This is a genomic window from Streptomyces sp. NBC_00637 (assembly GCF_045161545.1).
GTDB lineage: Bacteria > Actinomycetota > Actinomycetes > Streptomycetales > Streptomycetaceae > Streptomyces.
In genome coordinates this window covers 1243967-1266605 of record NZ_CP109046.1, presented here as the reverse complement: position 1 = coordinate 1266605, position 22639 = coordinate 1243967, and the positions used below count along the sequence as shown (strand labels likewise).

Genomic DNA, 22639 nt, shown 5'->3' with positions numbered 1-22639 from the left:
TACGGGAGGGGGGTATCGGGCAACGCGGTACTGAACACCGTTGTCATGTGCCCTGACCTGCGGAAACGAAGAGCAGGTCAGGGAGCCTCCCGAGGCGGGGGAAGCCGACGGCCGGGCTGGGGGTGGGAAGACGTCATGCCTCCCGGTACCGCTGCCGGTACGGCTCCCGGTGCGGACGCCCCGGCGCGGTGCGCTATGCCCGCGATGTCGGCTCTGGGGGGCGCGGTTTGTCGCCCGGGCCGCCGATCACCGATGATGATCTCGGCAAAGGCCGGTTCGAGCCGGGTTCACCCCGTGCCGCCGGACGGCGCCGATCGTGCCTGAACGGGCGGTGAACACGGCGTTCCCGGCATCCGATAGCCTCTGCCGACATGCCGCCCGCCTGGTGCAGCCACTGGTGAAGTCGCCGGTGCAGCCAAGGGGCGCCTCCATCATGTACATGACCGGCGTGAACGCGCCGGACCCAGGGAGTGAGTTCGGTTGTCGACCGCCATCCTCACCGGCTCGCCGGTCCCCGGATCGTCGATCGAGGGCGATCTGCGGTCCCTCGGCTTCGACGTCCGGACCGCCTCCGACGCCGTGGACGCCGAGGCCCTCCTCGCCGCCGTCCCCGGTGACCAGCGGGTCGCCGTCGTCGACGCCCGCTTCGTGGGCCACGAGCACGCGCTGCGTCTCGGCCTCACCGACCCCCGCTTCCCGCTCGCCGCGCTCCCGGGCGCGGTGACCGCGCAACCGGCCGGCCGTCAGGCCCTGACCCGCGCGATGGCCCGGGAGAACTCGGCGAGCGGCGGCACCGCGCACGGCACAGCCACCGCCCGGGCGACGTCGAGTGTGGAGGACGTCGACAGCCTCGCCGACCGGGTGGTCGCCGCCCTCGACGCCGACGGCGCCGAGGTGTACCGGCCCGCACTGGGCACTCTGGTCGCGGAGGTCCCCGCCGACCCGCAGGCCCGCAACGAGGCACGGCAGGCCGTCGCCGCCGTCGACGACGAGGCCGTGCGCCTGAAGTCGGCCGTGAAGGCCCGCGACGGCTTCTTCACCACCTACTGCATCAGCCCGTACTCGCGCTACCTCGCCCGCTGGTGCGCCCGCCGCGGCCTCACCCCCAACCAGGTCACCACCGCCTCGCTGATCACCGCGCTGATCGCGGCGGCCTGCGCGGCCACCGGCACCCGGGGCGGGTTCGTCGCGGCCGGCGTCCTGCTGATCGCGTCCTTCGTCCTGGACTGCACCGACGGCCAGCTCGCCCGCTACTCCCTGCAGTACTCCACGCTCGGCGCCTGGCTCGACGCCACCTTCGACCGCGCCAAGGAGTACGCCTATTACGCGGGCCTCGCCCTCGGCGCCGCCCGCGGCGGCGACGACGTGTGGGCCCTGGCGCTGGGCGCGATGGTCCTCCAGACCTGCCGGCACGTCGTCGACTTCTCGTTCAACGAGGCCAACCACGACGCCACCGCCAACACCAGCCCCACCGCCGCCCTCTCCGACAAGCTCGACAGCGTCGGCTGGACGGTCTGGGTGCGGCGGATGATAGTCCTGCCCATCGGCGAACGATGGGCCATGATCGCCGTTCTCACCGCCGCCACCACCCCCCGCATCACGTTCTACGCGCTGCTCGTCGGCTGCGCCTTCGCGGCGACCTACACCACGGCGGGCCGGGTGCTGCGCTCGCTGACCCGCAAGGCCAGGCGGACGGACCGGGCGGCGCAGGCGCTGGCGGACCTCGCGGACAGCGGCCCGCTCACCGAGCTGGTGGCCCGCACACTCCCCGCAGGTCTTCGCATCCCGGCGCCGGTCGGTGCCCTGCTGGGCGCTCTCCTGCTGGTGCTCGCGGCGTCCTTCGACGGGCCCGGCTTCTCGCTCCTGCTGGCCGCGGTCATGTACGTCCTGCTCTCCGCCGACGCCGTCGCCCGCCCCCTCAAGGGCGCCCTCGACTGGCTGGTGCCGCCGCTCTTCAGGGCAGGCGAGTACTGCGTGGTCCTCGTCCTCGCGATCCGGGCCGATGTGCACGGGGCCCTTCCCGCGGCCTTCGGGCTGGTCTCCGCCGTCGCCTACCATCACTACGACACGGTGTACCGCATCCGCGGCAACGCCGGTGCGCCGCCGGCCTGGCTGGTGCGCGCCATCGGGGGGCAGGACGGGCGCACGCTGCTCGTCGCCGTGCTGGCCGTGCTGCTCACCGCCTCGCAGTTCACGGTCGCGCTCACGGTCCTCGCCGTGGTCGTCGCCGTGGTGGTGCTCGTCGAGAGCATCCGCTTCTGGGTCGCCGCCCACCGGGCAGGCGCCCCGTCCGTACACGATGAAGGAGAACCCGCATGATCGGCCTCGTGCTGGCGGCCGGCGCCGGACGGCGTCTGCGCCCCTACACCGACAGCCTGCCCAAGGCGCTGGTGCCGGTGGGGCCCGCGGGTATAGAGGGCGAGCCCACGGTGCTGGACCTGACGCTCGGCAACTTCGCCGAGATCGGTCTGACCGAGGTCGCGATCATCGTCGGCTACCGCAAGGAGGCCGTGTACGAGCGCAAGGCGGCGCTGGAGGCGAAGTACGGCCTCAAGCTCACCCTCATCGACAACGACAAGGCCGAGGAGTGGAACAACGCCTACTCCCTGTGGTGCGGACGTGACGCCCTCAAGGACGGCGTGATCCTCGCCAACGGCGATACCGTCCACCCCGTCTCCGTCGAGCGGACACTGCTCGCCGCCCGCGGCGAGGGCAAGAAGATCATCCTCGCCCTCGACACCGTGAAGTCCCTCGCGGACGAGGAGATGAAGGTCGTCGTCGATCCCGGCAAGGGCATGACGAAGATCACCAAGCTGATGGACCCCGCCGAGGCCACCGGCGAGTACATCGGCGTCACCCTCATCGAGGGCGACGCCGCCCCCGAGCTGGCCGACGCGCTCAAGACCGTGTGGGAGACCGACCCGCAGCAGTTCTACGAGCACGGGTACCAGGAACTGGTGAACCGGGGCTTCCGTATCGACGTGGCGCCGATCGGCGACGTCAAGTGGGTGGAGATCGACAACCACGACGATCTCGCCCGTGGACGGGAGATCGCGTGCCAGTACTGACCCGGCTGATCCCCTCACCGGTCGTCGTGGACATCCGCCCGGGTGCCCTCGACGACCTGGTCGGGGTCCTCGCCGACGAGCGCATCTCGCACTCGGGCAAGCTCGCGATCGCCGTCAGCGGTGGCTCCGGCGCCCGGCTGCGCGAGCGCCTCACCCCGGCCCTGCCCGGCGCCACCTGGTACGAGGTCGGCGGCGGGACCCTCGACGACGCCGTCCAGCTGGCCACCGACATAAAGGCCGGCCACTTCGACGCGGTCGTCGGCCTGGGCGGCGGCAAGATCATCGACTGCGCCAAGTTCGCCGCGGCACGGGTGGGCCTCCCCCTGGTCGCCGTACCCACGAACCTCGCGCACGACGGCCTGTGCTCGCCGGTCGCCACCCTCGACAACGACGCGGGCCGCGGCTCCTACGGTGTGCCGAACCCGATCGCCGTCGTGATCGACCTGGACGTCATCCGCGAGGCACCGGTCCGCTACGTGCGGGCCGGCATCGGGGACGCCGTCTCCAACATCTCCGCGATCGCGGACTGGGAACTCGCCAACCGGGTCAAGGGCGAGAGGATCGACGGCCTCGCCGCCGCGATCGCCCGGCAGGCCGGTGAGGCGGTGCTGCGCCACCCCGGCGGCGTCGGCGACACCGACTTCCTCCAGGTGCTCGCCGAGGCGCTGGTGCTCAGCGGCGTCGCGATGTCGGTGTCGGGCGACTCCCGCCCGTCCTCCGGCGCCTGCCACGAGATCAACCACGCCTTCGACCTGCTCTTCCCCAAGCGGGCGGCCGCCCACGGCGAGCAGTGCGGGCTCGGCGCGACCTTCGCGATGTACCTGCGCGGAGCCCACGAGGAGTCGGCCTACATGGCCCAGGTGCTGCGCCGGCACGGACTCCCGGTCCTGCCGCAGGACATCGGCTTCACGGTGGACGAGTTCGTCCGTGCCGTGGAGTTCGCTCCCGAGACCCGGCCGGGCCGCTACACGATCATCGAACACCTCGACCTCAAGACCGAACAGATCAAGGACATCTACGCCGACTATGTCAAGGCCATCGGTAGCTGAACTCAGACCGGTCGTCCACCCTCCGGGGGTGAAGGACCGGCGCAGCGGTGAGCACTGGATGGGACGCCTCTACATGCGTGAGGTGTCCCTGCGGGTCGACCGCTACCTGGTCAACACCAGGGTCACACCCAACCAGCTCACGTACCTGATGACCGTCTTCGGCGTGCTCGCGGCCCCGGCCCTGCTGGTGCCGGGGATCACGGGCGCCGTGCTCGGCGTGGTGTGTGTCCAGATGTACCTGCTGCTGGACTGCGTCGACGGCGAAATCGCCCGCTGGAAGAAGCAGTACTCGCTCGCCGGGGTCTACCTGGACCGGGTCGGGGCGTATCTCACCGACGCCGCCGTGCTGGTCGGCTTCGGACTGCGCGCCGCCGACCTGTGGGGCAGCGGGCGGATCGACTGGCTCTGGGCCTTCCTCGGCACGCTGGCCGCGCTCGGCGCGATCCTGATCAAGGCCGAGACCGACCTCGTCGGCGTCGCCCGGCACCAGGGCGGTATGCCGCCGGTCAAGGAGTCGGCGTCCGAACCGCGCTCCTCCGGGATGGCGCTGGCCCGCCGGGCGGCCTCGGCGCTCCAGTTCCACCGGCTCGTCCTCGGCATCGAGGCGTCCTTGCTGATCCTGGCCCTGGCGGTCGTCGACCAGGTGCGCGGCGACCTCTTCTTCTCCCGGCTGGGCGTCGCCGTGCTGGCCGGCATCGCGCTGTTGCAGACCCTGCTGCACCTGGTGTCCATCCTCGCGTCGAGCAGGCTGAAGTGAGCGCGCCCGGGAAGGTCGGCGCGGTCGTCATCACCATGGGCAACCGCCCGGACGAGCTGAGAGCGCTGCTGGACTCGATCGCCAAGCAGGACGGCGAACGCGTCGAGGTGGTCGTGGTCGGCAACGGCTCGCCCGTCCCGGACGTCCCCGAGGGCGTCAGGACGATCGAGCTGCCCGAGAACCTCGGCATCCCCGGCGGCCGCAACGTGGGCATCGAGGCCTTCGGCCCCAGCGGCCGCGACGTCGACATCCTGCTGTTCCTGGACGACGACGGCCTCCTGGCCCACCACGACACCGCCGAACTGTGCCGCCGGGCCTTCGACGCCGATCCGAAGCTGGGCATCGTCAGCTTCCGGATCGCCGACCCGCAGACCGGTGTCACCCAGCGCCGTCACGTACCCCGGCTGCGTGCCGCCGACCCGATGCGCTCCTCCCGGGTCACCACGTTCCTCGGGGGCGCCAACGCCGTGCGCACCAAGGTCTTCGCGGAAGTGGGCGCACTCCCGGACGAGTTCTTCTACGCCCATGAGGAGACCGACCTGGCATGGCGGGCCCTCGACGCGGGCTGGATGATCGACTACCGGTCCGACATGGTGCTGTACCACCCGACGACCGCGCCCTCGCGGCACGCGGTGTACCACCGCATGGTCGCCCGCAACCGGGTCTGGCTGGCCCGGCGCAACCTTCCCGCTCCGCTGGTCCCCGTCTATCTCGGGGTCTGGTTGCTGCTCACCCTGGCGCGCCGCCCCTCGGGGTCCGCGCTGAAGGCGTGGTTCGGCGGTTTCCGGGAAGGCTGGAGCACTCCGTGCGGACCTCGTAGGCCCATGAAGTGGCGTACGGTGTGGCGGCTGACCCGACTGGGCCGGCCCCCGGTGATCTGACAAGCTCGTCCCTGAGGGCTCCCCGGGCCGTACCGCGGGCCCCCCGGCTCATGCCGGCCTCGTCAAGGCCGCGCATCCCGAAGACGAAAGTTTCCTACCTGTGAGTGAGACAACGCATGACGTCGGAGTCGTGGTGACCGCGCCTCCGTCGCCCGACGAGGGCCTCACGGCGGCACAGTTGGCCGCCAAGTACGGGCTGGCCGTGAGCGGTGCCCGGCCCGCGCTGCGGGAGTACGTCCGGCAGCTCTGGGGGCGCCGGCACTTCATCATGGCGTTCTCCCGGGCGAAGGTGGCGTCCCAGTACAGCCAGGCCAAGCTCGGCCAGCTGTGGCAGGTGGCCACGCCGCTGCTGAACGCGGCCGTGTACTTCATGATCTTCGGCCTGCTCCTCGACGCCGGCCGGGGCATGTCGAAGGAGGTGTACATCCCGTTCCTCGTCACGGGCGTCTTCGTGTTCACCTTCACGCAGAGCTCGGTGATGACCGGCGTCCGGGCGATCTCGGGCAACCTCGGCCTGGTCCGCGCCCTGCACTTCCCGCGCGCCTCGCTGCCGATCTCGTTCGCCCTCCAGCAGCTCCAGCAACTGCTGTACTCGATGCTGGTGCTGTTCCTGGTCGTGATCGGCTTCGGCAGCTACCCGGACGCCTCCTGGGCGCTGATCGTCCCGGTGCTCGTCCTGCAGTTCTGCTTCAACTCCGGTCTGGCGCTGATCTTCGCCCGGGCCGGCGCGAAGACCCCGGACCTGGCGCAGCTGATGCCGTTCGTGATGCGGACCTGGATGTACGCGTCCGGCGTGATGTTCTCCATCCCCGTCTTCCTCGCGGACAAGCCGCAGTGGGTGGCCAACATCCTCCAGTGGAACCCGGCCGCCATCTACATGGACCTGATGCGCTTCGCGCTCATCGAGGAGTACAGCGCCGAGAACCTTCCCGCGCACGTCTGGGCGGTCGCGGGCGGCTGGGCCGTCCTCTTCGCCCTCGGCGGCTTCGTGTACTTCTGGCAGGCGGAGGAGAGGTACGGCCGTGGTTGAGCCGCTCGCGGGACAACGGATCCCGACCGTCATCGCCGACGAGGTCCACATCGTCTACCGCGTCAACGGCGCCAGGTCCGGCAAGGGCAGCGCCACCGCGGCGCTCAGCCGTATCGCCAGGCGCGGGCGCCGCGATCGCGAGGAACGCGGTGTGCGCAAGGTGCACGCGGTGCGGGGCGTCTCCTTCGTCGCCCACCGCGGTGAGGCCGTCGGCCTGATCGGCTCGAACGGCTCCGGCAAGTCCACGCTGCTGCGCGCCATCGCCGGTCTGCTGCCGCCCGAGAGCGGCAGGGTCTACACCGACGGCCAGCCCTCGCTGCTCGGCGTCAACGCGGCCCTGATGAACGACCTGACCGGGGAGCGCAACGTCACCCTGGGCGGGCTGGCCATGGGCATGTCCCGCGAGCAGATCAAGGAGCGCTACCAGGAGATCGTCGACTTCTCCGGCATCAACGAGAAGGGCGACTTCATCACCCTGCCGATGCGCACCTACTCCTCGGGCATGCAGGCCCGGCTGCGGTTCTCCATCGCCGCCGCCAAGGACCACGACGTCCTGATGATCGACGAGGCCCTGGCCACCGGTGACGCGAAGTTCCGTGGGCGCTCCGAGGAACGCATCCGGGAGCTGCGCGAGCACGCCGGCACGGTGTTCCTGGTGAGCCACAGCAACAAGTCGATCAGGGACACCTGCGACCGCGTGCTGTGGCTGGAACGCGGCGAACTGCGGCTGGACGGTCCCACCGAAGAGGTCATGCGGGAGTACGAGAAGTTCTCGGGCAAGTAGCGCGATTCGGCCAGGGCTCCGCCGGAACTGTTCGGCGGGGCCCTGCGTCTGCAAAGGAAGCGTCAACTCCGGTGCAGCCCAGGAATCTTGACGCCAATCGGTGTGTTGTTGTGATGTCCCGGATGCCCCCGCGAACCGTCCCGCGTTGTACAACGTAAGCTGGACCGGCCCCCGAATCGCGCCAAGTGGGGCGAAAACGCGCGGTGCCCGCCGTCGGGGTCGCTGCGCAGGCGGCTGGGCGGCGTGTCCGAAATAGTGTGTATTAGGTCAGCAGTGTAGAACGGGAGATGTGACGGCGATGGCTACGGAAACTCCCCAGGTCGACGCAGGCCGTGCCGTCCCCGACCCGGGATGTCGACGATGACGGCGCCCGCCGTGCCGCGCGTCGGCGACCCGGAGCGCGGCACGCTCGACAAGGCCGCCGACGAGAACTTCCCGGTGGCCCCCTTCTTCCTGCCCAAGGCCTGGCGCGACGACCTGATGGCCGTGTACGGCTTCGCCCGGCTGGTCGACGACATCGGTGACGGCGACCTGGCCCCGGGCGGCGAGGATGCCCGGTTGCTCGGCGTGTCGGCCACCGCCGCCGAGGACCGCCTCGCCCTGCTGGACGCCTTCGAGGCCGATCTGCGCCGGGTCTTCGACGGCACACCCCGCCACCCCCTGCTGCGCCGCCTCCAGCCGGCCGTCCGGCGCCGCTCGCTCGGCCCCGAGCCCTTTCTCGGCCTGATCGCCGCGAACCGCCAGGACCAGCTCGTCACGCGCTACGAGACCTACGACGACCTCCTCGCCTACTGCGAGCTGTCCGCCAATCCCGTGGGCCGGCTGGTCCTCGCCGTCACCGGCGCAGCCACCCCCGAGCGGATCCGCCGCTCCGACGCGATCTGCACCGCGCTCCAGATCGTCGAACATCTCCAGGACGTGGCCGAGGACCTCGGCCGCGACCGTGTCTATCTGCCGGCCGCGGACATGAGGCGCTTTCACGTCGAGGAATCGGATCTGGCCACGGACACCGCGGGCGCGTCGGTGCGCGCGCTGGTCGCGTACGAGGCGGAACGAGCCCGCGATCTGTTGCTTGAAGGCGCCCCCCTGGTGGGTAGCGTTCACGGCAGGCTGAGGCTGCTGCTCGCGGGCTTCGTGGCAGGGGGAAGGGCGGCGATCAAGGCGATCGCGGCCGCCGACTACGACGTACTTCCCGGCCCGCCCAAACCCGGCAGGCTCCGGCTGCTGCGTGAGGTGGGCGTGACCCTGCGAGGAGAGGGGTGATCCGGACCGTGGAGCCGTCACCGCACGTGCCCGCGCCGGTACTCGCCGCCTACGGCTACTGCGAGACCGTCACCGGACAGCAGGCCCGTAACTTCGCCTACGGCATCCGGCTGCTGCCCACGCCCAAGCGCCGCGCGATGTCGGCGCTGTACGCCTTCTCACGCCGCGTCGACGACATCGGCGACGGCGCGCTGGACGGCGAGGTCAAGACCGCCAGGCTCGAGGAGACCCGGGCGCTGCTGGCCCGGGTCCGCGCGGGCGAGGTCGAGGAGGACGACACCGACCCCGTCGCGGTCGCCCTCGCGCACACGGCGCGGGTCTTCCCCATCCCGCTGCGCGGCCTGGACGAGCTGATCGACGGCGTGCTGATGGACGTGCGCGGCGAGACCTACGAGACCTGGGACGACCTGAAGGGGTACTGCCGCTGTGTGGCGGGCGCCATCGGGCGGCTCTCGCTCGGCGTGTTCGGCACCGAGCGGGGGGCGCGCGGCGCCGAGCGCGCGCCGGAGTACGCCGACACGCTCGGGCTCGCGCTGCAGCTCACGAACATCCTCAGAGACGTCCGCGAGGACGCCGAGGGCGGCCGTACCTATCTGCCCGCCGACGACCTCGCGAAGTTCGGCTGCTCGGCCGGGTTCGACGGGCCGAAGCCGCCGGAGGGCTCCGACTTCGCGGGTCTCGTGCATTTCGAGGTGCGGCGGGCCCGCGCCCTGTTCGCCGAGGGCTACCGCCTGCTTCCCATGCTCGACCGGCGCAGTGGCGCCTGTGTCGCCGCCATGGCGGGCATCTACCGCCGCCTCCTGGACCGCATCGAGCGCGACCCCGGGGCCGTGCTGCGCGGCCGGGTCTCGCTGCCCGGACGCGAGAAGGCCTATGTGGCCGTACGCGGACTGTCGGGCCTGGACGCCCGGCATGTGTCGCGGCGGACCGTCAGGAGGCACCCCTGATGGACGCGACCGGTGACGACGTGGGCCAAGGTGATCCCACCGGCGAAAAGCGGCACGCAACCCTCCGGTGCGGCGCGGCGTCCCTGACTGCGACGGCCGGCGGTGCAGAGTGCGAACACCATGGCCGGTCCGCACGGGAGGGCGCAGGATGAACGACGAGCAACTCGCGGACGCCTCGCAGGCGTCCGGCCCTCCGGGACGCACGGCCGTCGTCGTCGGGGGAGGGCTCGCCGGGGTGACCGCCGCGCTCGCGCTCGCCGACGCGGGCGTACGCGTCACCCTGCTCGAAGGCCGGCCCCGGCTCGGCGGCCTGGCCTTCTCCTTCCGACGCGGCGAACTGACCGTGGACAACGGACAGCACGTGTACCTGCGCTGCTGCACCGCCTACCGCTGGTTCCTCGACCGCATCGAGGCCGGCGCGCTGGCACCCCTGCAGGATCGTCTCGACGTGCCCGTCGTCGATGTGGCCAGACCCGAGGGCCGTCGGCTCGGCAGGCTGCGGCGCGACGCGCTGCCCGTGCCCCTGCACCTGGGGCGCAGCCTCGCCACGTATCCGCATCTCTCGCTCGCCGAACGCGCCAGGGTGGGCCGTGCCGCGCTCGCGCTCAAGGGACTCGACCTCGCCGATCCGCGGCTGGACGCACAGGACTTCGGCAGCTGGCTTACCGCGCACGGTCAGTCGGCACGCGCCGTCGAGGCCCTCTGGGACCTGGTCGGGGTCGCCACCCTCAACGCGGTCGCGCGCGACTCCTCACTGGGGCTCGCCGCGATGGTGTTCAAGACCGGTCTGCTGTCCGACCCGGGCGCCGCCGACATCGGCTGGGCGCATGTCCCGCTGGGCGAACTGCACGACCGGCTCGCCCGCAAGGCGCTCGACTCCGCGGGCGTGCGTACCGAGGTCCGTACACGCGTCACCTCCCTCTCTCTTGACGAGAACGGGGCCTGGAGCGTTCAGGTTCCCGGCGAGACGCTCCGGGCGGACACGGTCGTCCTCGCCGTACCGCAGCGCGAGGCGTACGACCTGCTGCCCGGCGGGGCGCTCGACGAACCCGAGCGGCTGCTGGAGATCGGCACCGCGCCCATCCTCAACGTGCACGTCGTCTACGACCGCAAGGTGCTCGACAAGCCCTTCTTCGCGGCGCTCGGCACACCCGTGCAGTGGGTCTTCGACCGCACCGCCGCCTCCGGGCTGCGCGAGGGCCAGTACCTCGCGCTCTCCCAGTCCGCCGCGCAGGACGAGATCGACGAACCCGTCGCCGTGCTGCGCGAGCGCTACCTGCCCGAACTCCGGCGGCTGCTGCCCCGCACGCGCGACGCCGAGGTGCGGGACTTCTTCGTGACCCGGGAGCGCACGGCGACGTTCGCCCCCACCCCCGGTGTCGGGCGCCTTCGGCCCGGCGCCCGCACCAGAACCCCCGGCCTGTACCTGGCCGGAGCGTGGACCGCCACAGGGTGGCCCGCGACCATGGAGAGTGCGGTCCGCAGCGGTGTGAGCGCGGCGGACGCCGCGCTGAGTGCCCTGGGCCGGCCCCGCCCCCACCGTCTCTTCGAGTTCGAGGAGGCGGCCTGATGCTCGATCAGCACGGCTCGGCACACCCCCGCACCCTCTCCGGCACCGCGACAAGAGGAGAAAACGTGCCCACTGTGCCCCCGGCCACGCCGGCCGCTCGGAGGACCGCGGTGGACGTCACCGCGCTCCTGGAGCGCGGCCGCACCCTGGCCACACCGGTGCTGCGGGCGGCCGTCGACCGTCTGGCACCGCCCATGGACACGGTCGCCGCCTACCACTTCGGCTGGATCGACGCCCAGGGCAACCCGACCGACGGCGACGGCGGCAAGGCCGTGCGTCCGGCGCTGGCCGTGCTCTCCGCGGAGGTGACCGGGGCCGCGCCCGAGGTCGGCGTCCCCGGCGCGGTCGCCGTCGAACTGGTCCACAATTTCTCGCTCCTGCACGACGACCTCATGGACGGCGACGAGCAGCGCAGGCACCGGGACACCGTCTGGAAGGTGCACGGCCCCGCCCAGGCCATCCTGGTCGGCGACGCCCTGTTCGCCCTCGCGGGCGAGATCCTCCTCGAACTCGGCACGGCCGAGGCGGCCCGGGCGACCCACCGGCTGACCGTCGCCACCCGTGCCCTCATCGACGGCCAGGCCCAGGACATCTCCTACGAGCACCGCGACCGGGTCAGTGTCGAGGAGTGCCTGGAGATGGAGGGCAACAAGACCGGTGCCCTGCTGGCCTGCGCCAGTTCCATCGGCGCCGTGCTCGGCGGGGCGGACCGGCGCACCGCCGACGCCCTGGAGAAGTACGGCTACCACCTCGGCCTGGCCTTCCAGGCCGTGGACGACCTGCTCGGCATCTGGGGCGACCCGGAGGCCACCGGCAAGCAGACCTGGAGCGACCTGCGCCAGCGCAAGAAGTCCCTGCCGGTGGTGGCCGCCCTCGCGGCGGGCGGTTCCGCCTCCGAGCGGCTCGGGGAGATCCTCGCCGCCGACGCCAAGAGCAGTGACTTCGAGACCTTCTCCGAGGACGAGTTCGCGGCCCGCGCGGCCCTCATCGAGGACGCGGGCGGCCGTGACTGGACCGCCGGGGAGGCACGCCGTCAGCACGCCGTCGCCCTGGACGCCCTGAACGCCGTGGACATGCCCGAGCAGGTGCGGGACCGGTTCACGGCGCTCGCCGACTTCGTCGTCGTACGAAAGAGATGATCCCTATCGGTCGAATAGCCCTCGCGTAGTCGCCGGCCGGTGTGCGAGGAGAGAGAGCACCGGCCGACGGCGGACCCACAGCAGACGCAACGCCATGCACACTGCACGAAGGGGAAGCCATGACAGCGACGACCGACGGAAGCACCGGGGCCCTGCCGCCCCGCGCTGCCGCGGCCAGCGAAACCGACATCACCATCCCCGTGACGGCCGGGGTACAAGAAGCCGCCGCAAGCGCCATGCAACGCGCCACCGACTTCCTGCTCGCCCAGCAGGACGCCGAGGGCTGGTGGAAGGGCGACCTCGAGACGAACGTCACGATGGACGCCGAGGATCTGCTGCTCCGTCAGTTCCTGGGCATCCGCGACGAGTCCACGACCCGGGCCGCCGCGCTCTTCGTCCGCGGCGAGCAGCGCGAGGACGGTACGTGGTCCACTTTCTACGGCGGTCCGCCCGACCTCTCCGCCACCGTGGAGGCGTATGTGGCCCTGCGGCTGGCGGGCGACGATCCCGAGGCGCCGCACATGCGCCGGGCCTCCGGGTGGGTCCGCGAACAGGGCGGCATCGCCTCCGCCCGGGTCTTCACCCGGATCTGGCTGGCCCTGTTCGGCTGGTGGAAGTGGGAGGACCTGCCCGAACTCCCCCCTGAGCTCTTGTTCTTTCCTAAATGGTTCCCGCTGAGCATCTACAACTTCGGCTGCTGGGCGCGGCAGACGATCGTGCCGCTCACCGTCGTGTCGGCGAAGCGCCCGGTGCGCCCGGCGCCGTTCTCCCTCGACGAGCTGCACACCGACCCCGCGAACCCCAACCCCGCCAAACCCCTCGCCCCGGTCAACAGTTGGGAAGGACTCTTCCAGCGGCTCGACAAGGTGGTGCGCGGCTACCGGTCGGTCGCGGTCCGCAGGCTGCGCGGGGCGGCCCTGAAATCCGCCGCCCGCTGGATCATCGAGCGGCAGGAGAGCGACGGTGCCTGGGGCGGCATCCAGCCGCCGGCGGTGTACTCGGTGATCGCCCTGCACCTGCTCGGCTACGACCTGCGACACCCCGTGATGCGGGCGGGACTCGAGTCGCTCGACCGCTACGCCGTGTGGCGCGAGGACGGCGCGCGGATGATCGAGGCCTGTCAGTCGCCGGTGTGGGACACCTGTCTGGCGACCATCGCCCTCGCCGACGCCGGACTTCCCGCCGACCACCCGCAACTGGTCAAGGCGGCCGACTGGATGCTCGGCGAACAGGTCGTCCGGCCGGGCGACTGGTCCGTGAGCAGGCCCCAACTTCCGCCGGGCGGCTGGGCGTTCGAGTTCCACAACGACAACTACCCCGACATCGACGACACCGCCGAGGTCGTCCTCGCGCTGCGCCGGGTCAAGCACCACGACCCGGAGCGGATGGACCGGGCCATCGCGCGCGGGGTGCGCTGGAACCTCGGGATGCAGTCGAAGAACGGAGGCTGGGGCGCCTTCGACGTCGACAACACCAGCCCGTTCCCGAACCGGATGCCGTTCTGCGACTTCGGCGAGGTCATCGACCCGCCGTCCGCCGACGTCACCGCGCACGTCGTCGAGATGCTGGCGATCGAAGGCCTCTCGCACGACCCGCGCACCCGGCGCGGCATCGAGTGGCTGCTGGCCCAACAGGAGCCGGACGGCTCGTGGTTCGGGCGCTGGGGCGTCAACTACGTCTACGGCACGGGGTCGGTGGTGCCCGCCCTCGTCGCGGCGGGTCTGCCCGCGCAGCACCCCGCGATCCGGCGGTCGGCCGCCTGGCTGGAGCGGGTGCAGAACGACGACGGCGGCTGGGGCGAGGACCTGCGCTCCTACCAGGACGCCGCCCGCTGGAGTGGCCGGGGCGCTTCGACGGCGTCCCAGACGGCCTGGGCGCTGATGGCGCTGCTGGCGGCCGGGGAGAAGGACTCCAAGGCCGTCGAGCGGGGCGTCGCCTGGCTCGCGCAGACCCAGCGGGAGGACGGCTCCTGGGACGAGCCCTACTTCACCGGCACCGGTTTCCCCTGGGACTTCTCGATCAACTACCACCTCTACCGGCAGGTCTTCCCGCTGACAGCGCTCGGCCGGTACGTCCACGGAGAGCCGTTCAGCAAGCAGCCCGCCCCGCACGCGGCTGTCACCGAGGCCAAGGGGAGCTGATGAGCGCGCAGTCCGTCCCGTCGCCGCTGCTGATCGCCTGCGCCCTCGGCATCGAGCACCTCGCCCTGCGCATGGGCGACCGCGGCGGAGCCGACGGGCCGGTCACCGTCCTGCGGACGGGTATGGGACCGAAGGCGGCGGAGCGTTCCGTCACCCGCGTCCTGGCCGACCCGTTGTTCGACGGGGCGGCCGTGCTGGCCACCGGGTTCTGCGCCGGCCTCGCCCCCGGTATGCACCCCGGCGACCTCGTCGTCGCAGAGGAGACCCGCGACCCGCGCGGCAGTGTCCCCTGCGTCGGCACCGAGCTGCTCGTCAAGGAACTCGTGCGCACCCTGCCGGGGCGCACCGTCCACACCGGCCCCCTCACCGGCTCCGACCACGTCGTTCGCGGTCACGAGCGGGCCGATCTGCTGGCGACCGGCGCGATCGCCGTCGACATGGAGTCGGCGGCCACGCTGCTGAGCGCCGTGCGCGCGGAACCGCGCCCGGTTGCGGCCGTCCGGGTGGTCGTGGACGCTCCTGAACATGAACTCGTCCGGATCGGCACGGTACGCGGTGGAATATCTGCCTTCCGCGTTCTTCGATCGGTCCTGCCTGCTTTTTTCGAATGGCACCGTAATGTTCTGCTCCCCCGGAGGTGAGCCGCATGGCCATGCCACTGCGCCAGTCCATCAAGGTCGCTACTTACCTGGCCGAACAGAAGCTCCGCAAGCGGGAGAAGTTCCCGCTCATCGTCGAGCTGGAGCCCCTCTTCGCCTGCAACCTCAAGTGCGAGGGCTGCGGCAAGATCCAGCATCCGGCGGGAGTGCTCAAGCAGCGCATGCCGGTCGCCCAGGCCGTGGGCGCGGTGCTGGAGTCCGGTGCGCCGATGGTGTCCATCGCGGGCGGTGAGCCCCTGATGCATCCTCAGATCGACGAGATCGTGCGGCAGTTGGTGGCCAAGAGGAAGTACGTCTTCCTCTGCACCAACGCCATGCTGCTGCGCAAGAAGCTGGAGAAGTTCACCCCCTCTCCCTACTTCGCCTTCGCCGTGCACATCGACGGGCTGCGGGAGCGGCACGACGAGTCGGTGGCCAAGGAGGGTGTGTTCGACGAGGCCGTGGCGGCGATCAAGGAGGCCAAGCGGCGGGGCTTCCGGGTGACCACCAACTCGACCTTCTTCAACACCGACACCCCGCAGACCATCATCGAGGTGCTGAACTACCTCAACGACGACCTCAAGGTCGACGAGATGATGATCTCGCCCGCCTACGCCTACGAGAAGGCTCCCGACCAGGAGCACTTCCTCGGGGTGGAGCAGACCCGCGAGCTGTTCAAGAAGGCCTTCTCGGGCGGGAACCGGCGCCGCTGGCGGCTCAACCACTCGCCCCTGTTCCTCGACTTCCTCGAGGGCAAGGCCGACTTCCCGTGCACGGCGTGGGCGATCCCCAACTACTCGCTCTTCGGCTGGCAGCGGCCCTGCTACCTGATGAGCGACGGGTACGTGCCGACGTACCGCGAGCTGATCGAGGAGACGGACTGGGACAAGTACGGCCGGGGCAAGGATCCGCGCTGCGCCAACTGCATGGCGCACTGCGGCTACGAGCCGACCGCCGTCCTCGCCACCATGGGCTCGCTGAAGGAGTCCCTGCGCGCCCTGCGGGAGACCGTCAACGGAAACCGGGAGTGACCGCATGACCGCCGTCTCCCTGGGCGTCCCCGGGATGCCGGTCCGGCCGGTGGCGTCGCGCCGCAAGAGCCGGCAGATCCAGGTCGGATCCGTGGCGGTCGGCGGAGACGCCCCGGTGTCGGTGCAGTCGATGACGACGACGCGTACCTCCGACATCGGCGCCACCTTGCAGCAGATCGCGGAGCTGACGGCGTCCGGCTGTCAGATCGTGCGGGTGGCGTGTCCTACGCAGGACGACGCGGACGCGTTGGCGACGATCGCCCGCAAGTCGCAGATCCCGGTGATCGCGGACATTCATTTCCAGCCGAAGTACGTGTTCGCCGCGATCGAGGCGGGGTGTGCGGCGGTGCGGGTGAATCCGGGCAACATCAAGCAGTTCGACGACAAGGTCAAGGAGATCGCCGAGGCGGCGAAGGAGCACGGCACGCCGATCCGTATCGGTGTGAACGCGGGTTCGCTGGACCGGCGGCTGCTGCAGAAGTACGGCAAGGCGACGCCCGAGGCGCTGGTCGAGTCGGCTCTGTGGGAGGCCTCGCTGTTCGAGGAGCACGGTTTCCGGGACATCAAGATCTCCGTGAAGCACAACGATCCGGTGATCATGATCGAGGCGTACCGGCAGCTCGCCGCGCAGAGCGACTACCCCCTGCACCTCGGTGTCACCGAGGCCGGTCCCGCGTTCCAGGGCACGATCAAGTCGGCGGTGGCGTTCGGCGCGCTGCTCTCGCAGGGCATCGGTGACACGATCCGGGTCTCCCTGTCGGCTCCGCCGGTCGAGGAGGTCAAGGTCGGCAATCAGATCCTGGAGTCGCTGAACCTCAGGCAGCGTGGTCTGGAGATCGTCTCGTGTCCGTCCTGCGGGCGGGCCCAGGTGGATGTGTACAAGCTGGCCGAAGAGGTGACGGCGGGTCTGACCGGTATGGAGGTCCCGTTGCGGGTCGCCGTGATGGGCTGTGTCGTCAACGGCCCCGGCGAGGCCCGTGAGGCCGACCTCGGTGTCGCCTCCGGCAACGGCAAGGGGCAGATCTTCGTGAAGGGCGAGGTCATCAAGACCGTCCCCGAGTCGAAGATCGTGGAGACCCTCATCGAGGAGGCCATGAAGCTGGCCGAACAGATGGAACAGGACGGCGTCGCCGCGGGGGAGCCGGCCGTCACCGTGAGTTGAACAGCACGGACCGAAGGGGGCCCGACGTGACGATTCTGGAGAACATCCGGCAACCACGCGACCTGAAGGCGCTGTCCGAGGCGGAACTCGGCGAACTGTGCGAGGAGATCAGGGAGTTCCTGGTGCACGCGGTCGCCAGGACCGGCGGACACCTGGGACCCAACCTGGGCGTGGTCGAACTGACCGTCGCGCTCCACCGGGTCTTCGAGTCGCCGGTCGACCGCGTCCTGTGGGACACCGGCCACCAGAGCTATGTGCACAAGCTGCTGACAGGGCGTCAGGACTTCTCCAAACTGCGCGGCAAGGGCGGCCTGTCCGGCTACCCCTCCCGTGAGGAGTCCGAGCACGACGTCATCGAGAACAGCCACGCGTCCACCGCACTCGGCTGGGCCGACGGCCTCGCCAAGGCCCGCCAGGTGCAGGGCGAGAAGGGCCACGTCGTCGCGGTCATCGGCGACGGCGCGCTCACCGGCGGCATGGCCTGGGAGGCGCTGAACAACATCGCGGCCGCCAAGGACCGGCCGCTGATCATCGTCGTCAACGACAACGAGCGCTCGTACGCGCCGACCATCGGGGGACTCGCCAACCACCTGGCGGCTCTGCGCACGACCGACGGCTACGAGAAGGTACTGGCCTGGGGGAAGGACGTACTGCTGCGCACCCCGGTCGTCGGCCACACGGTGTACGAGTCGCTGCACGGCGCGAAGAAGGGGTTCAAGGACGCGTTCGCCCCGCAGGGCATGTTCGAGGACCTCGGCCTGAAGTACGTCGGGCCCATCGACGGGCACGACATCACGGCCGTCGAGTCCGCGCTGCGGCGGGCCAAGCGCTTCCACGGTCCGGTGCTGGTGCACTGCCTGACCGAGAAGGGCCGCGGCTACGAGCCCGCCCTCGCGCACGAGGAGGACCACTTCCACACCGTCGGCGCGATGGACCCCCTCACCTGCGTGCCGCTGGCGCCCGCCGGCGGGCCGTCCTGGACGTCCGTCTTCGGCGACGAGATCGTGCGGATCGGCGAGGAACGCGACGACGTGGTGGCGATCACCGCGGCGATGCTGCACCCGGTGGGGCTCGGCAGGTTCGCCGCACGCTTCCCGGACCGGGTGTGGGACGTGGGCATAGCGGAGCAGCACGCGGCCGTGAGCGCGGCCGGACTGGCCACCGGTGGCCTGCACCCCGTCGTCGCCGTCTACGCCACCTTCCTCAACCGGGCCTTCGACCAGCTGCTGATGGACGTGGCCCTGCACCGGTGCGGGGTCACGTTCGTGCTGGACCGGGCCGGCGTCACCGGCGTGGACGGGGCGTCCCACAACGGCATGTGGGACATGTCCGTGCTCCAGGTCGTCCCCGGACTGCGCATCGCCGCCCCGCGCGACGCCGAGCAGCTGCGCGCGCAGCTGCGGGAGGCGGTCGCGGTGGACGACGCGCCGACCCTGGTCCGCTTCCCGAAGGAGTCGGTCGGACCGGAGGTGCCGGCTGTCGGCCGGGTGGGCGGCATGGACGTGCTGCACCGGGGCGAGCGCCCGACGGTGCTGCTGGTGGCCGTCGGTGTCATGGCGCCGGTGTGTCTCCAGGCCGCCGAGCTGCTGGAGGCCCGGGGCGTCGCCTGCACGGTCGTCGACCCGCGTTGGGTGAAGCCCGTCGACCCGGCCCTGCCCGGCCTCGCCGCCGAGCACCGGCTGGTGGCCGTCGTCGAGGACAACAGCCGTGCCGCGGGCGTCGGATCGGCGGTGGCGCTGGCCCTCGGCGACGCCGACGTCGACGTGCCCGTACGGCGCTTCGGGATCCCCGAGCAGTTCCTCGCGCACGCCAAGCGCGGCGAGGTGCTCGCCGACATCGGCCTCACCCCCGTCGAGGTGGCCGGCCGGATCAGCGCGAGCCTGGCCGCCCGGGACGTCCGGTCCGTCGACCCCGCGGTGACCGGCCCAGTCAAGGAGAAAGCTGAATGACCACGGAGTTCGACCTCGGCGCCCTCCTGGCCGAGCGCGGAGCCGAGCGCTACGAGCTGCACGGCAGGTACCTCAACCACCAGCTGCCGCGCATGCTGCACACCATCGGCTTCGACAAGGTCTACGAGCGCGGTGAGGGCGCCTACTTCTGGGACGCGGACGGCAACGACTACCTGGACATGCTCGCCGGGTTCGGGGTGATGGGACTGGGCCGCCACCACCCCGTCGTCCGCAAGGCGCTGCACGACGTCCTCGACGCCCAGCTCGCCGACCTGACCCGCTTCGACTGCCAGCCGCTGCCCGGGCTGCTGGCCGAGAGACTGCTCGCCCACAGCCCGCACCTGGACCGGGTGTTCTTCGGCAACAGCGGCACCGAAGCGGTGGAGACGGCGCTGAAGTTCGCCCGCTACGCGACCGGCAGGCCGAGGGTCCTGTACTGCGACCACGCCTTCCACGGACTCACCACGGGCTCGCTGTCGGTGAACGGCGAGTCGGGATTCCGCGACGGGTTCGCGCCGCTGCTGGCCGACACGGCGGTCCCGCTCGGCGATCTCGACGCGCTGGCGGGCGAGCTGCGGAAGGGAGACGTCGCCGCCCTGATCGTCGAACCGATCCAGGGCAAGGGGGTGCACGAGTCGCCGCCCGGCTACCTGCGCGCCGCCCAGGAGCTGCTGCACCGGCACAAGGCGCTGCTGATCGCGGACGAGGTGCAGACCGGTCTCGGCCGGACCGGCGACTTCTACGCCTACCAGCACGAGGAGGGCGTCGAGCCGGACCTGGTGTGCGTGGCCAAGGCGCTGTCCGGGGGCTATGTGCCGGTCGGCGCCACGCTCGGCAGGGACTGGATCTTCAAGAAGGTCTACTCGTCGATGGACCGGGTGCTCGTGCACTCGGCGAGCTTCGGGTCCAACGCGCAGGCCATGGCGGCCGGTCTCGCGGTGCTGTCGGTGCTGGAGAACGAGCAGATCGTGGCCAACGCGCGGGTCACGGGCGACCTGCTCAGGTCCAGGCTGGCGGCCCTGGTCGAAAAGTACGAGCTGCTGGCCGACGTCCGGGGCCGGGGGCTGATGATCGGCATCGAGTTCGGGAGGCCCAGGTCGCTGAAGCTGCGCAGCCGGTGGGCCATGCTCCAGGCGGCCCGCCAGGGGCTCTTCGCGCAGATGGTGGTGGTACCGCTGCTCCAACGGCACCGGATCCTCACCCAGGTGTCCGGTGACCACCTGGAGGTGATCAAGCTGATCCCGCCGTTGATCGTCGGCGAGCGGGAGGTGGACCGGTTCGTCGACGCCTTCACCGCCGTGATGGACGACGCGCACAGCGGCGGCGGGCTGATGTGGGACTTCGGCAGGACCCTGGTGAAGCAGGCGGTGGCCAACCGCTGAGCGCGCGGAAGTGGGGCCGACCGGGAGGCTGAGCACCGGGACCGACCGGGAGGATGAGCGGGCTCCCGACGGTTTTTGCCTCTGAGGCAAGGGATTTGCCGCAGAGGCAATATCGGCGTCCAATGGAGGCATGAACTCGCCCGAGTCCGAGAGCCCGGCGGAACCAGCCGGGGCTCTTCCCGCCGTCGCCCCCCAGCTGCGCTCCCTGCGCCGCCGGGCCGCCCTCACCCTGGAGACCGCCGCCCGCGCCGCCGGGCTGTCGCCGGCCCATCTCTCCCGGCTGGAGACCGGGCAGCGCCAGCCCTCGCTGCCGATGCTGCTCGCGCTGGCCCGCGTCTACGGTACGACGGTCTCGGAACTGCTCGGCGAGACGTCCGCCGACCGGGACGCCGTCGTCCGCGCCGCGGACATGGAGCCGACCCGCGCGGGCGGCTGGACGTACTGGCCGGCGGGCGCCTCCGGGCGCGGGATGCAGGCCCTGCGCGTCCACGTGCCCTACGGGTCTCAGGGCGACGTAGTGCGCGTACACCCCGGCGAGGAGTGGCTGCACGTCCTGCGCGGGCGGCTGCGGCTGCGCCTCGGGGACACCACCGAGCTGCTCGGGCCCGGTGACGGCGCGCACTTCGACTCGCTGACCCCGCACCGCCTCGCCGCACAGGACGCCGACGGGGTCGAACTGCTCTTCGTCCACACCCTGCTGCAGAGCCCCACGGCCACGCTGTGCCTGGGCCCGACCCCTTCGGACATCGGAGAGACGCCATGAAGGACATCGAGGAGAAGTTCCCCCGCACCCTCTGGATCCGGCTGATCATCTACATCGCGGTGGGACACGTCTTCGCGGCGTTCCTCTGGCTGCTGTTCGAGGTGGGGGCCAACCAGTAGAGCTTCCACGCCTGGTGCGGCCGGTGCGGCCGGTGCGGCCGGCATCGGCTTGCGGGCACCGCGCCGCTCACGGGCGTCCCTCGCGACGTCAGTCGAGCAGCCGGTCCCGCAGTCGCTCACGGGTCTCGGGGGAGAGGCCGAGGCCCTTCTCCAGGTAGGCGTCGACGCCGCCCCAGGTCTCCTCGATGGTCTCCACGGCCGCCGTGAGGTACTCCGCACGGGCGTCGAAGAGGGGGCTGAGCAGCTCCATCACCTCGGGGGAGTAGGCCTCGGCGGAGGTGGCGCTGCGGCGCACCCGGTAGCGGCGGTGCTTGGCGTTGGACTCCAGGTAGTCGGCGAGGATCGCCTCGCGCTCCACGCCCAGGGCGAGCAGCGTCACCGCGATGGACAGGCCCGCGCGGTCCTTGCCCGCCGCGCAGTGCATCAGGGCCGGGACGCTGTCCTCGGCGAGGGAGTGCAGCACCCGCGCGTGCTCGGCCGTCCGCTCCTTGATGATCGAGCGGTAGGAGGCGATCATCCGCCCGGCGGCCTTGCCGTCGCCGAGGATCACGCGCAGCTGGTCGATCTCGCCGTCGCGCACCATCTTCCAGAACTCGGAGCCGTCCGCCGGGTCCGACAGGGGCAGGTTCACGTTGCGCACGCCCGGCAGCTCGACGTCCGGGCCCTCCAGCTTCTGGTCCGCGGCGTTGCGGAAGTCGAAGATCGTGTGCAGGCCCAGGCCGGAGAGGAACGCGGCGTCCTCGTCGGTCGCGTGCGCGAGATGGCCGCTGCGGAACAGCACGCCGTGCCGCACCCGCCGGCCGTCGACGGTCGGCAGACCGCCCACATCCCGGAAGTTGCGGACACCGGCCAGCTCGGGCTCGGTCGACGGGATCTGCTGCGTCACGGGGGCTCCCTCCCTGTCGGTCTCCGTCGGCGCGGCTCGTGGTGGCCGACGGGCCTCCTCGACGATACGACATGGATTCC

The 22639-nt window shown here is 71.1% G+C and carries 21 protein-coding genes; 20 read left to right on the top strand and 1 reads right to left on the bottom strand.

What is annotated here, in order from left to right:
• Window positions 1-480 precede the first annotated feature (480 nt).
• From OG440_RS05510 to OG440_RS05415, 20 genes are all read left to right on the top strand, one after another.
• The gene (locus OG440_RS05510) at window positions 481-2319 is read left to right on the top strand and encodes a DUF5941 domain-containing protein (protein ID WP_406005695.1); all 1839 of its coding nucleotides are present in this window, start codon (window positions 481-483) and stop codon (window positions 2317-2319) included.
• On the top strand, window positions 2316-3068 hold the full coding sequence (locus OG440_RS05505; protein WP_406005694.1) for a sugar phosphate nucleotidyltransferase: 753 nt from the start codon (window positions 2316-2318) through the stop codon (window positions 3066-3068). Before OG440_RS05510 ends, OG440_RS05505 begins: the two co-directional genes overlap by 4 nt.
• Window positions 3056-4117, top strand: coding sequence for an iron-containing alcohol dehydrogenase family protein (locus tag OG440_RS05500; protein ID WP_406005693.1), 1062 nt, complete (start codon window positions 3056-3058; stop codon window positions 4115-4117). Before OG440_RS05505 ends, OG440_RS05500 begins: the two co-directional genes overlap by 13 nt.
• Window positions 4095-4874, top strand: coding sequence for a CDP-alcohol phosphatidyltransferase family protein (locus OG440_RS05495; RefSeq protein WP_406005692.1), 780 nt, complete (start codon window positions 4095-4097; stop codon window positions 4872-4874). Before OG440_RS05500 ends, OG440_RS05495 begins: the two co-directional genes overlap by 23 nt.
• Entirely contained in the window at window positions 4871-5755 is an 885-nt protein-coding gene (locus OG440_RS05490; RefSeq protein WP_406005691.1) for a glycosyltransferase family 2 protein, read from the top strand. The genes OG440_RS05495 and OG440_RS05490 overlap by 4 nt, the downstream gene beginning before the upstream one ends.
• 100 nt (window positions 5756-5855) lie before the next feature.
• On the top strand, window positions 5856-6785 hold the full coding sequence (locus OG440_RS05485) for an ABC transporter permease (RefSeq protein ID WP_406005690.1): 930 nt from the start codon (window positions 5856-5858) through the stop codon (window positions 6783-6785).
• Window positions 6778-7569 carry an ABC transporter ATP-binding protein gene (locus OG440_RS05480; RefSeq protein ID WP_406005689.1) on the top strand — a complete coding sequence of 264 codons (792 nt, stop codon included), beginning with the start codon at window positions 6778-6780 and terminating at the stop codon, window positions 7567-7569. The genes OG440_RS05485 and OG440_RS05480 overlap by 8 nt, the downstream gene beginning before the upstream one ends.
• 360 nt (window positions 7570-7929) lie before the next feature.
• Complete coding sequence (gene hpnC, locus OG440_RS05475) at window positions 7930-8832, top strand: squalene synthase HpnC (protein WP_406005688.1); 903 nt, start codon at window positions 7930-7932, stop codon at window positions 8830-8832.
• Entirely contained in the window at window positions 8829-9779 is a 951-nt protein-coding gene (gene hpnD, locus OG440_RS05470; RefSeq protein ID WP_406005687.1) for a presqualene diphosphate synthase HpnD, read from the top strand. The genes hpnC and hpnD overlap by 4 nt, the downstream gene beginning before the upstream one ends.
• Complete coding sequence (locus OG440_RS05465; RefSeq protein ID WP_406005686.1) at window positions 9779-9931, top strand: DUF6380 family protein; 153 nt, start codon at window positions 9779-9781, stop codon at window positions 9929-9931. The genes hpnD and OG440_RS05465 overlap by 1 nt, the downstream gene beginning before the upstream one ends.
• Complete coding sequence (gene hpnE / locus OG440_RS05460) at window positions 9928-11349, top strand: hydroxysqualene dehydroxylase HpnE (protein WP_406005685.1); 1422 nt, start codon at window positions 9928-9930, stop codon at window positions 11347-11349. The genes OG440_RS05465 and hpnE overlap by 4 nt, the downstream gene beginning before the upstream one ends.
• Before the next feature lie 110 nt (window positions 11350-11459).
• Entirely contained in the window at window positions 11460-12488 is a 1029-nt protein-coding gene (locus OG440_RS05455) for a polyprenyl synthetase family protein (protein WP_406011260.1), read from the top strand.
• 119 nt (window positions 12489-12607) lie between these two features.
• Entirely contained in the window at window positions 12608-14629 is a 2022-nt protein-coding gene (gene shc, locus OG440_RS05450; protein ID WP_406005684.1) for a squalene--hopene cyclase, read from the top strand.
• Window positions 14629-15270 (top strand): 1-hydroxy-2-methyl-2-butenyl 4-diphosphate reductase, encoded by a 642-nt coding sequence (locus tag OG440_RS05445; RefSeq protein ID WP_406005683.1) that lies wholly within the window; start codon window positions 14629-14631, stop codon window positions 15268-15270. Before shc ends, OG440_RS05445 begins: the two co-directional genes overlap by 1 nt.
• 5 nt (window positions 15271-15275) lie before the next feature.
• Window positions 15276-16298 (top strand): adenosyl-hopene transferase HpnH, encoded by a 1023-nt coding sequence (gene hpnH, locus OG440_RS05440; protein ID WP_314219708.1) that lies wholly within the window; start codon window positions 15276-15278, stop codon window positions 16296-16298.
• Window positions 16299-16302: 4 nt separating this feature from the next.
• Window positions 16303-17460 (top strand): flavodoxin-dependent (E)-4-hydroxy-3-methylbut-2-enyl-diphosphate synthase, encoded by a 1158-nt coding sequence (gene ispG, locus OG440_RS05435; RefSeq protein ID WP_406005682.1) that lies wholly within the window; start codon window positions 16303-16305, stop codon window positions 17458-17460.
• A gap of 26 nt (window positions 17461-17486) precedes the next feature.
• Entirely contained in the window at window positions 17487-19409 is a 1923-nt protein-coding gene (gene dxs / locus OG440_RS05430; protein WP_406005681.1) for a 1-deoxy-D-xylulose-5-phosphate synthase, read from the top strand.
• Window positions 19406-20791, top strand: a complete 1386-nt coding sequence (locus OG440_RS05425; RefSeq protein WP_406005680.1) for an aspartate aminotransferase family protein — start codon at window positions 19406-19408, stop codon at window positions 20789-20791. Before dxs ends, OG440_RS05425 begins: the two co-directional genes overlap by 4 nt.
• Before the next feature lie 130 nt (window positions 20792-20921).
• A complete protein-coding gene (locus OG440_RS05420) occupies window positions 20922-21554 on the top strand; it encodes a helix-turn-helix domain-containing protein (protein WP_406005679.1) in 633 nt (210 codons plus the stop codon).
• Window positions 21551-21673, top strand: coding sequence for a DUF6126 family protein (locus OG440_RS05415; RefSeq protein ID WP_020129477.1), 123 nt, complete (start codon window positions 21551-21553; stop codon window positions 21671-21673). Before OG440_RS05420 ends, OG440_RS05415 begins: the two co-directional genes overlap by 4 nt.
• Window positions 21674-21761: 88 nt before the next feature.
• Here the strand turns inward: OG440_RS05415 and OG440_RS05410 are convergent, their stop codons facing one another.
• Window positions 21762-22559, bottom strand: coding sequence for a tyrosine-protein phosphatase (locus OG440_RS05410; protein ID WP_406005678.1), 798 nt, complete (start codon window positions 22557-22559; stop codon window positions 21762-21764).
• Between the last annotated feature and the right edge of the window lie 80 nt (window positions 22560-22639).

Excerpts from the sequence above, each read along its gene's own strand:
- OG440_RS05505 (WP_406005694.1), top strand. The coding sequence starts at position 2,316 with ATGATCGGCCTCGTGCTGGCGGCCGGCGCCGGACGGCGTCTGCGCCCC.
- OG440_RS05495 (WP_406005692.1), top strand. The coding sequence starts at position 4,095 with ATGTCAAGGCCATCGGTAGCTGAACTCAGACCGGTCGTCCACCCTCCG.
- hpnC (WP_406005688.1), top strand. The coding sequence starts at position 7,930 with ATGACGGCGCCCGCCGTGCCGCGCGTCGGCGACCCGGAGCGCGGCACG.
- OG440_RS05465 (WP_406005686.1), top strand. The coding sequence starts at position 9,779 with ATGGACGCGACCGGTGACGACGTGGGCCAAGGTGATCCCACCGGCGAA.
- hpnE (WP_406005685.1), top strand. The coding sequence starts at position 9,928 with ATGAACGACGAGCAACTCGCGGACGCCTCGCAGGCGTCCGGCCCTCCG.
- shc (WP_406005684.1), top strand. The coding sequence starts at position 12,608 with ATGACAGCGACGACCGACGGAAGCACCGGGGCCCTGCCGCCCCGCGCT.
- OG440_RS05445 (WP_406005683.1), top strand. The coding sequence starts at position 14,629 with ATGAGCGCGCAGTCCGTCCCGTCGCCGCTGCTGATCGCCTGCGCCCTC.
- hpnH (WP_314219708.1), top strand. The coding sequence starts at position 15,276 with ATGGCCATGCCACTGCGCCAGTCCATCAAGGTCGCTACTTACCTGGCC.
- ispG (WP_406005682.1), top strand. The coding sequence starts at position 16,303 with ATGACCGCCGTCTCCCTGGGCGTCCCCGGGATGCCGGTCCGGCCGGTG.
- OG440_RS05425 (WP_406005680.1), top strand. The coding sequence starts at position 19,406 with ATGACCACGGAGTTCGACCTCGGCGCCCTCCTGGCCGAGCGCGGAGCC.
- OG440_RS05420 (WP_406005679.1), top strand. The coding sequence starts at position 20,922 with ATGAACTCGCCCGAGTCCGAGAGCCCGGCGGAACCAGCCGGGGCTCTT.
- OG440_RS05415 (WP_020129477.1), top strand. The coding sequence starts at position 21,551 with ATGAAGGACATCGAGGAGAAGTTCCCCCGCACCCTCTGGATCCGGCTG.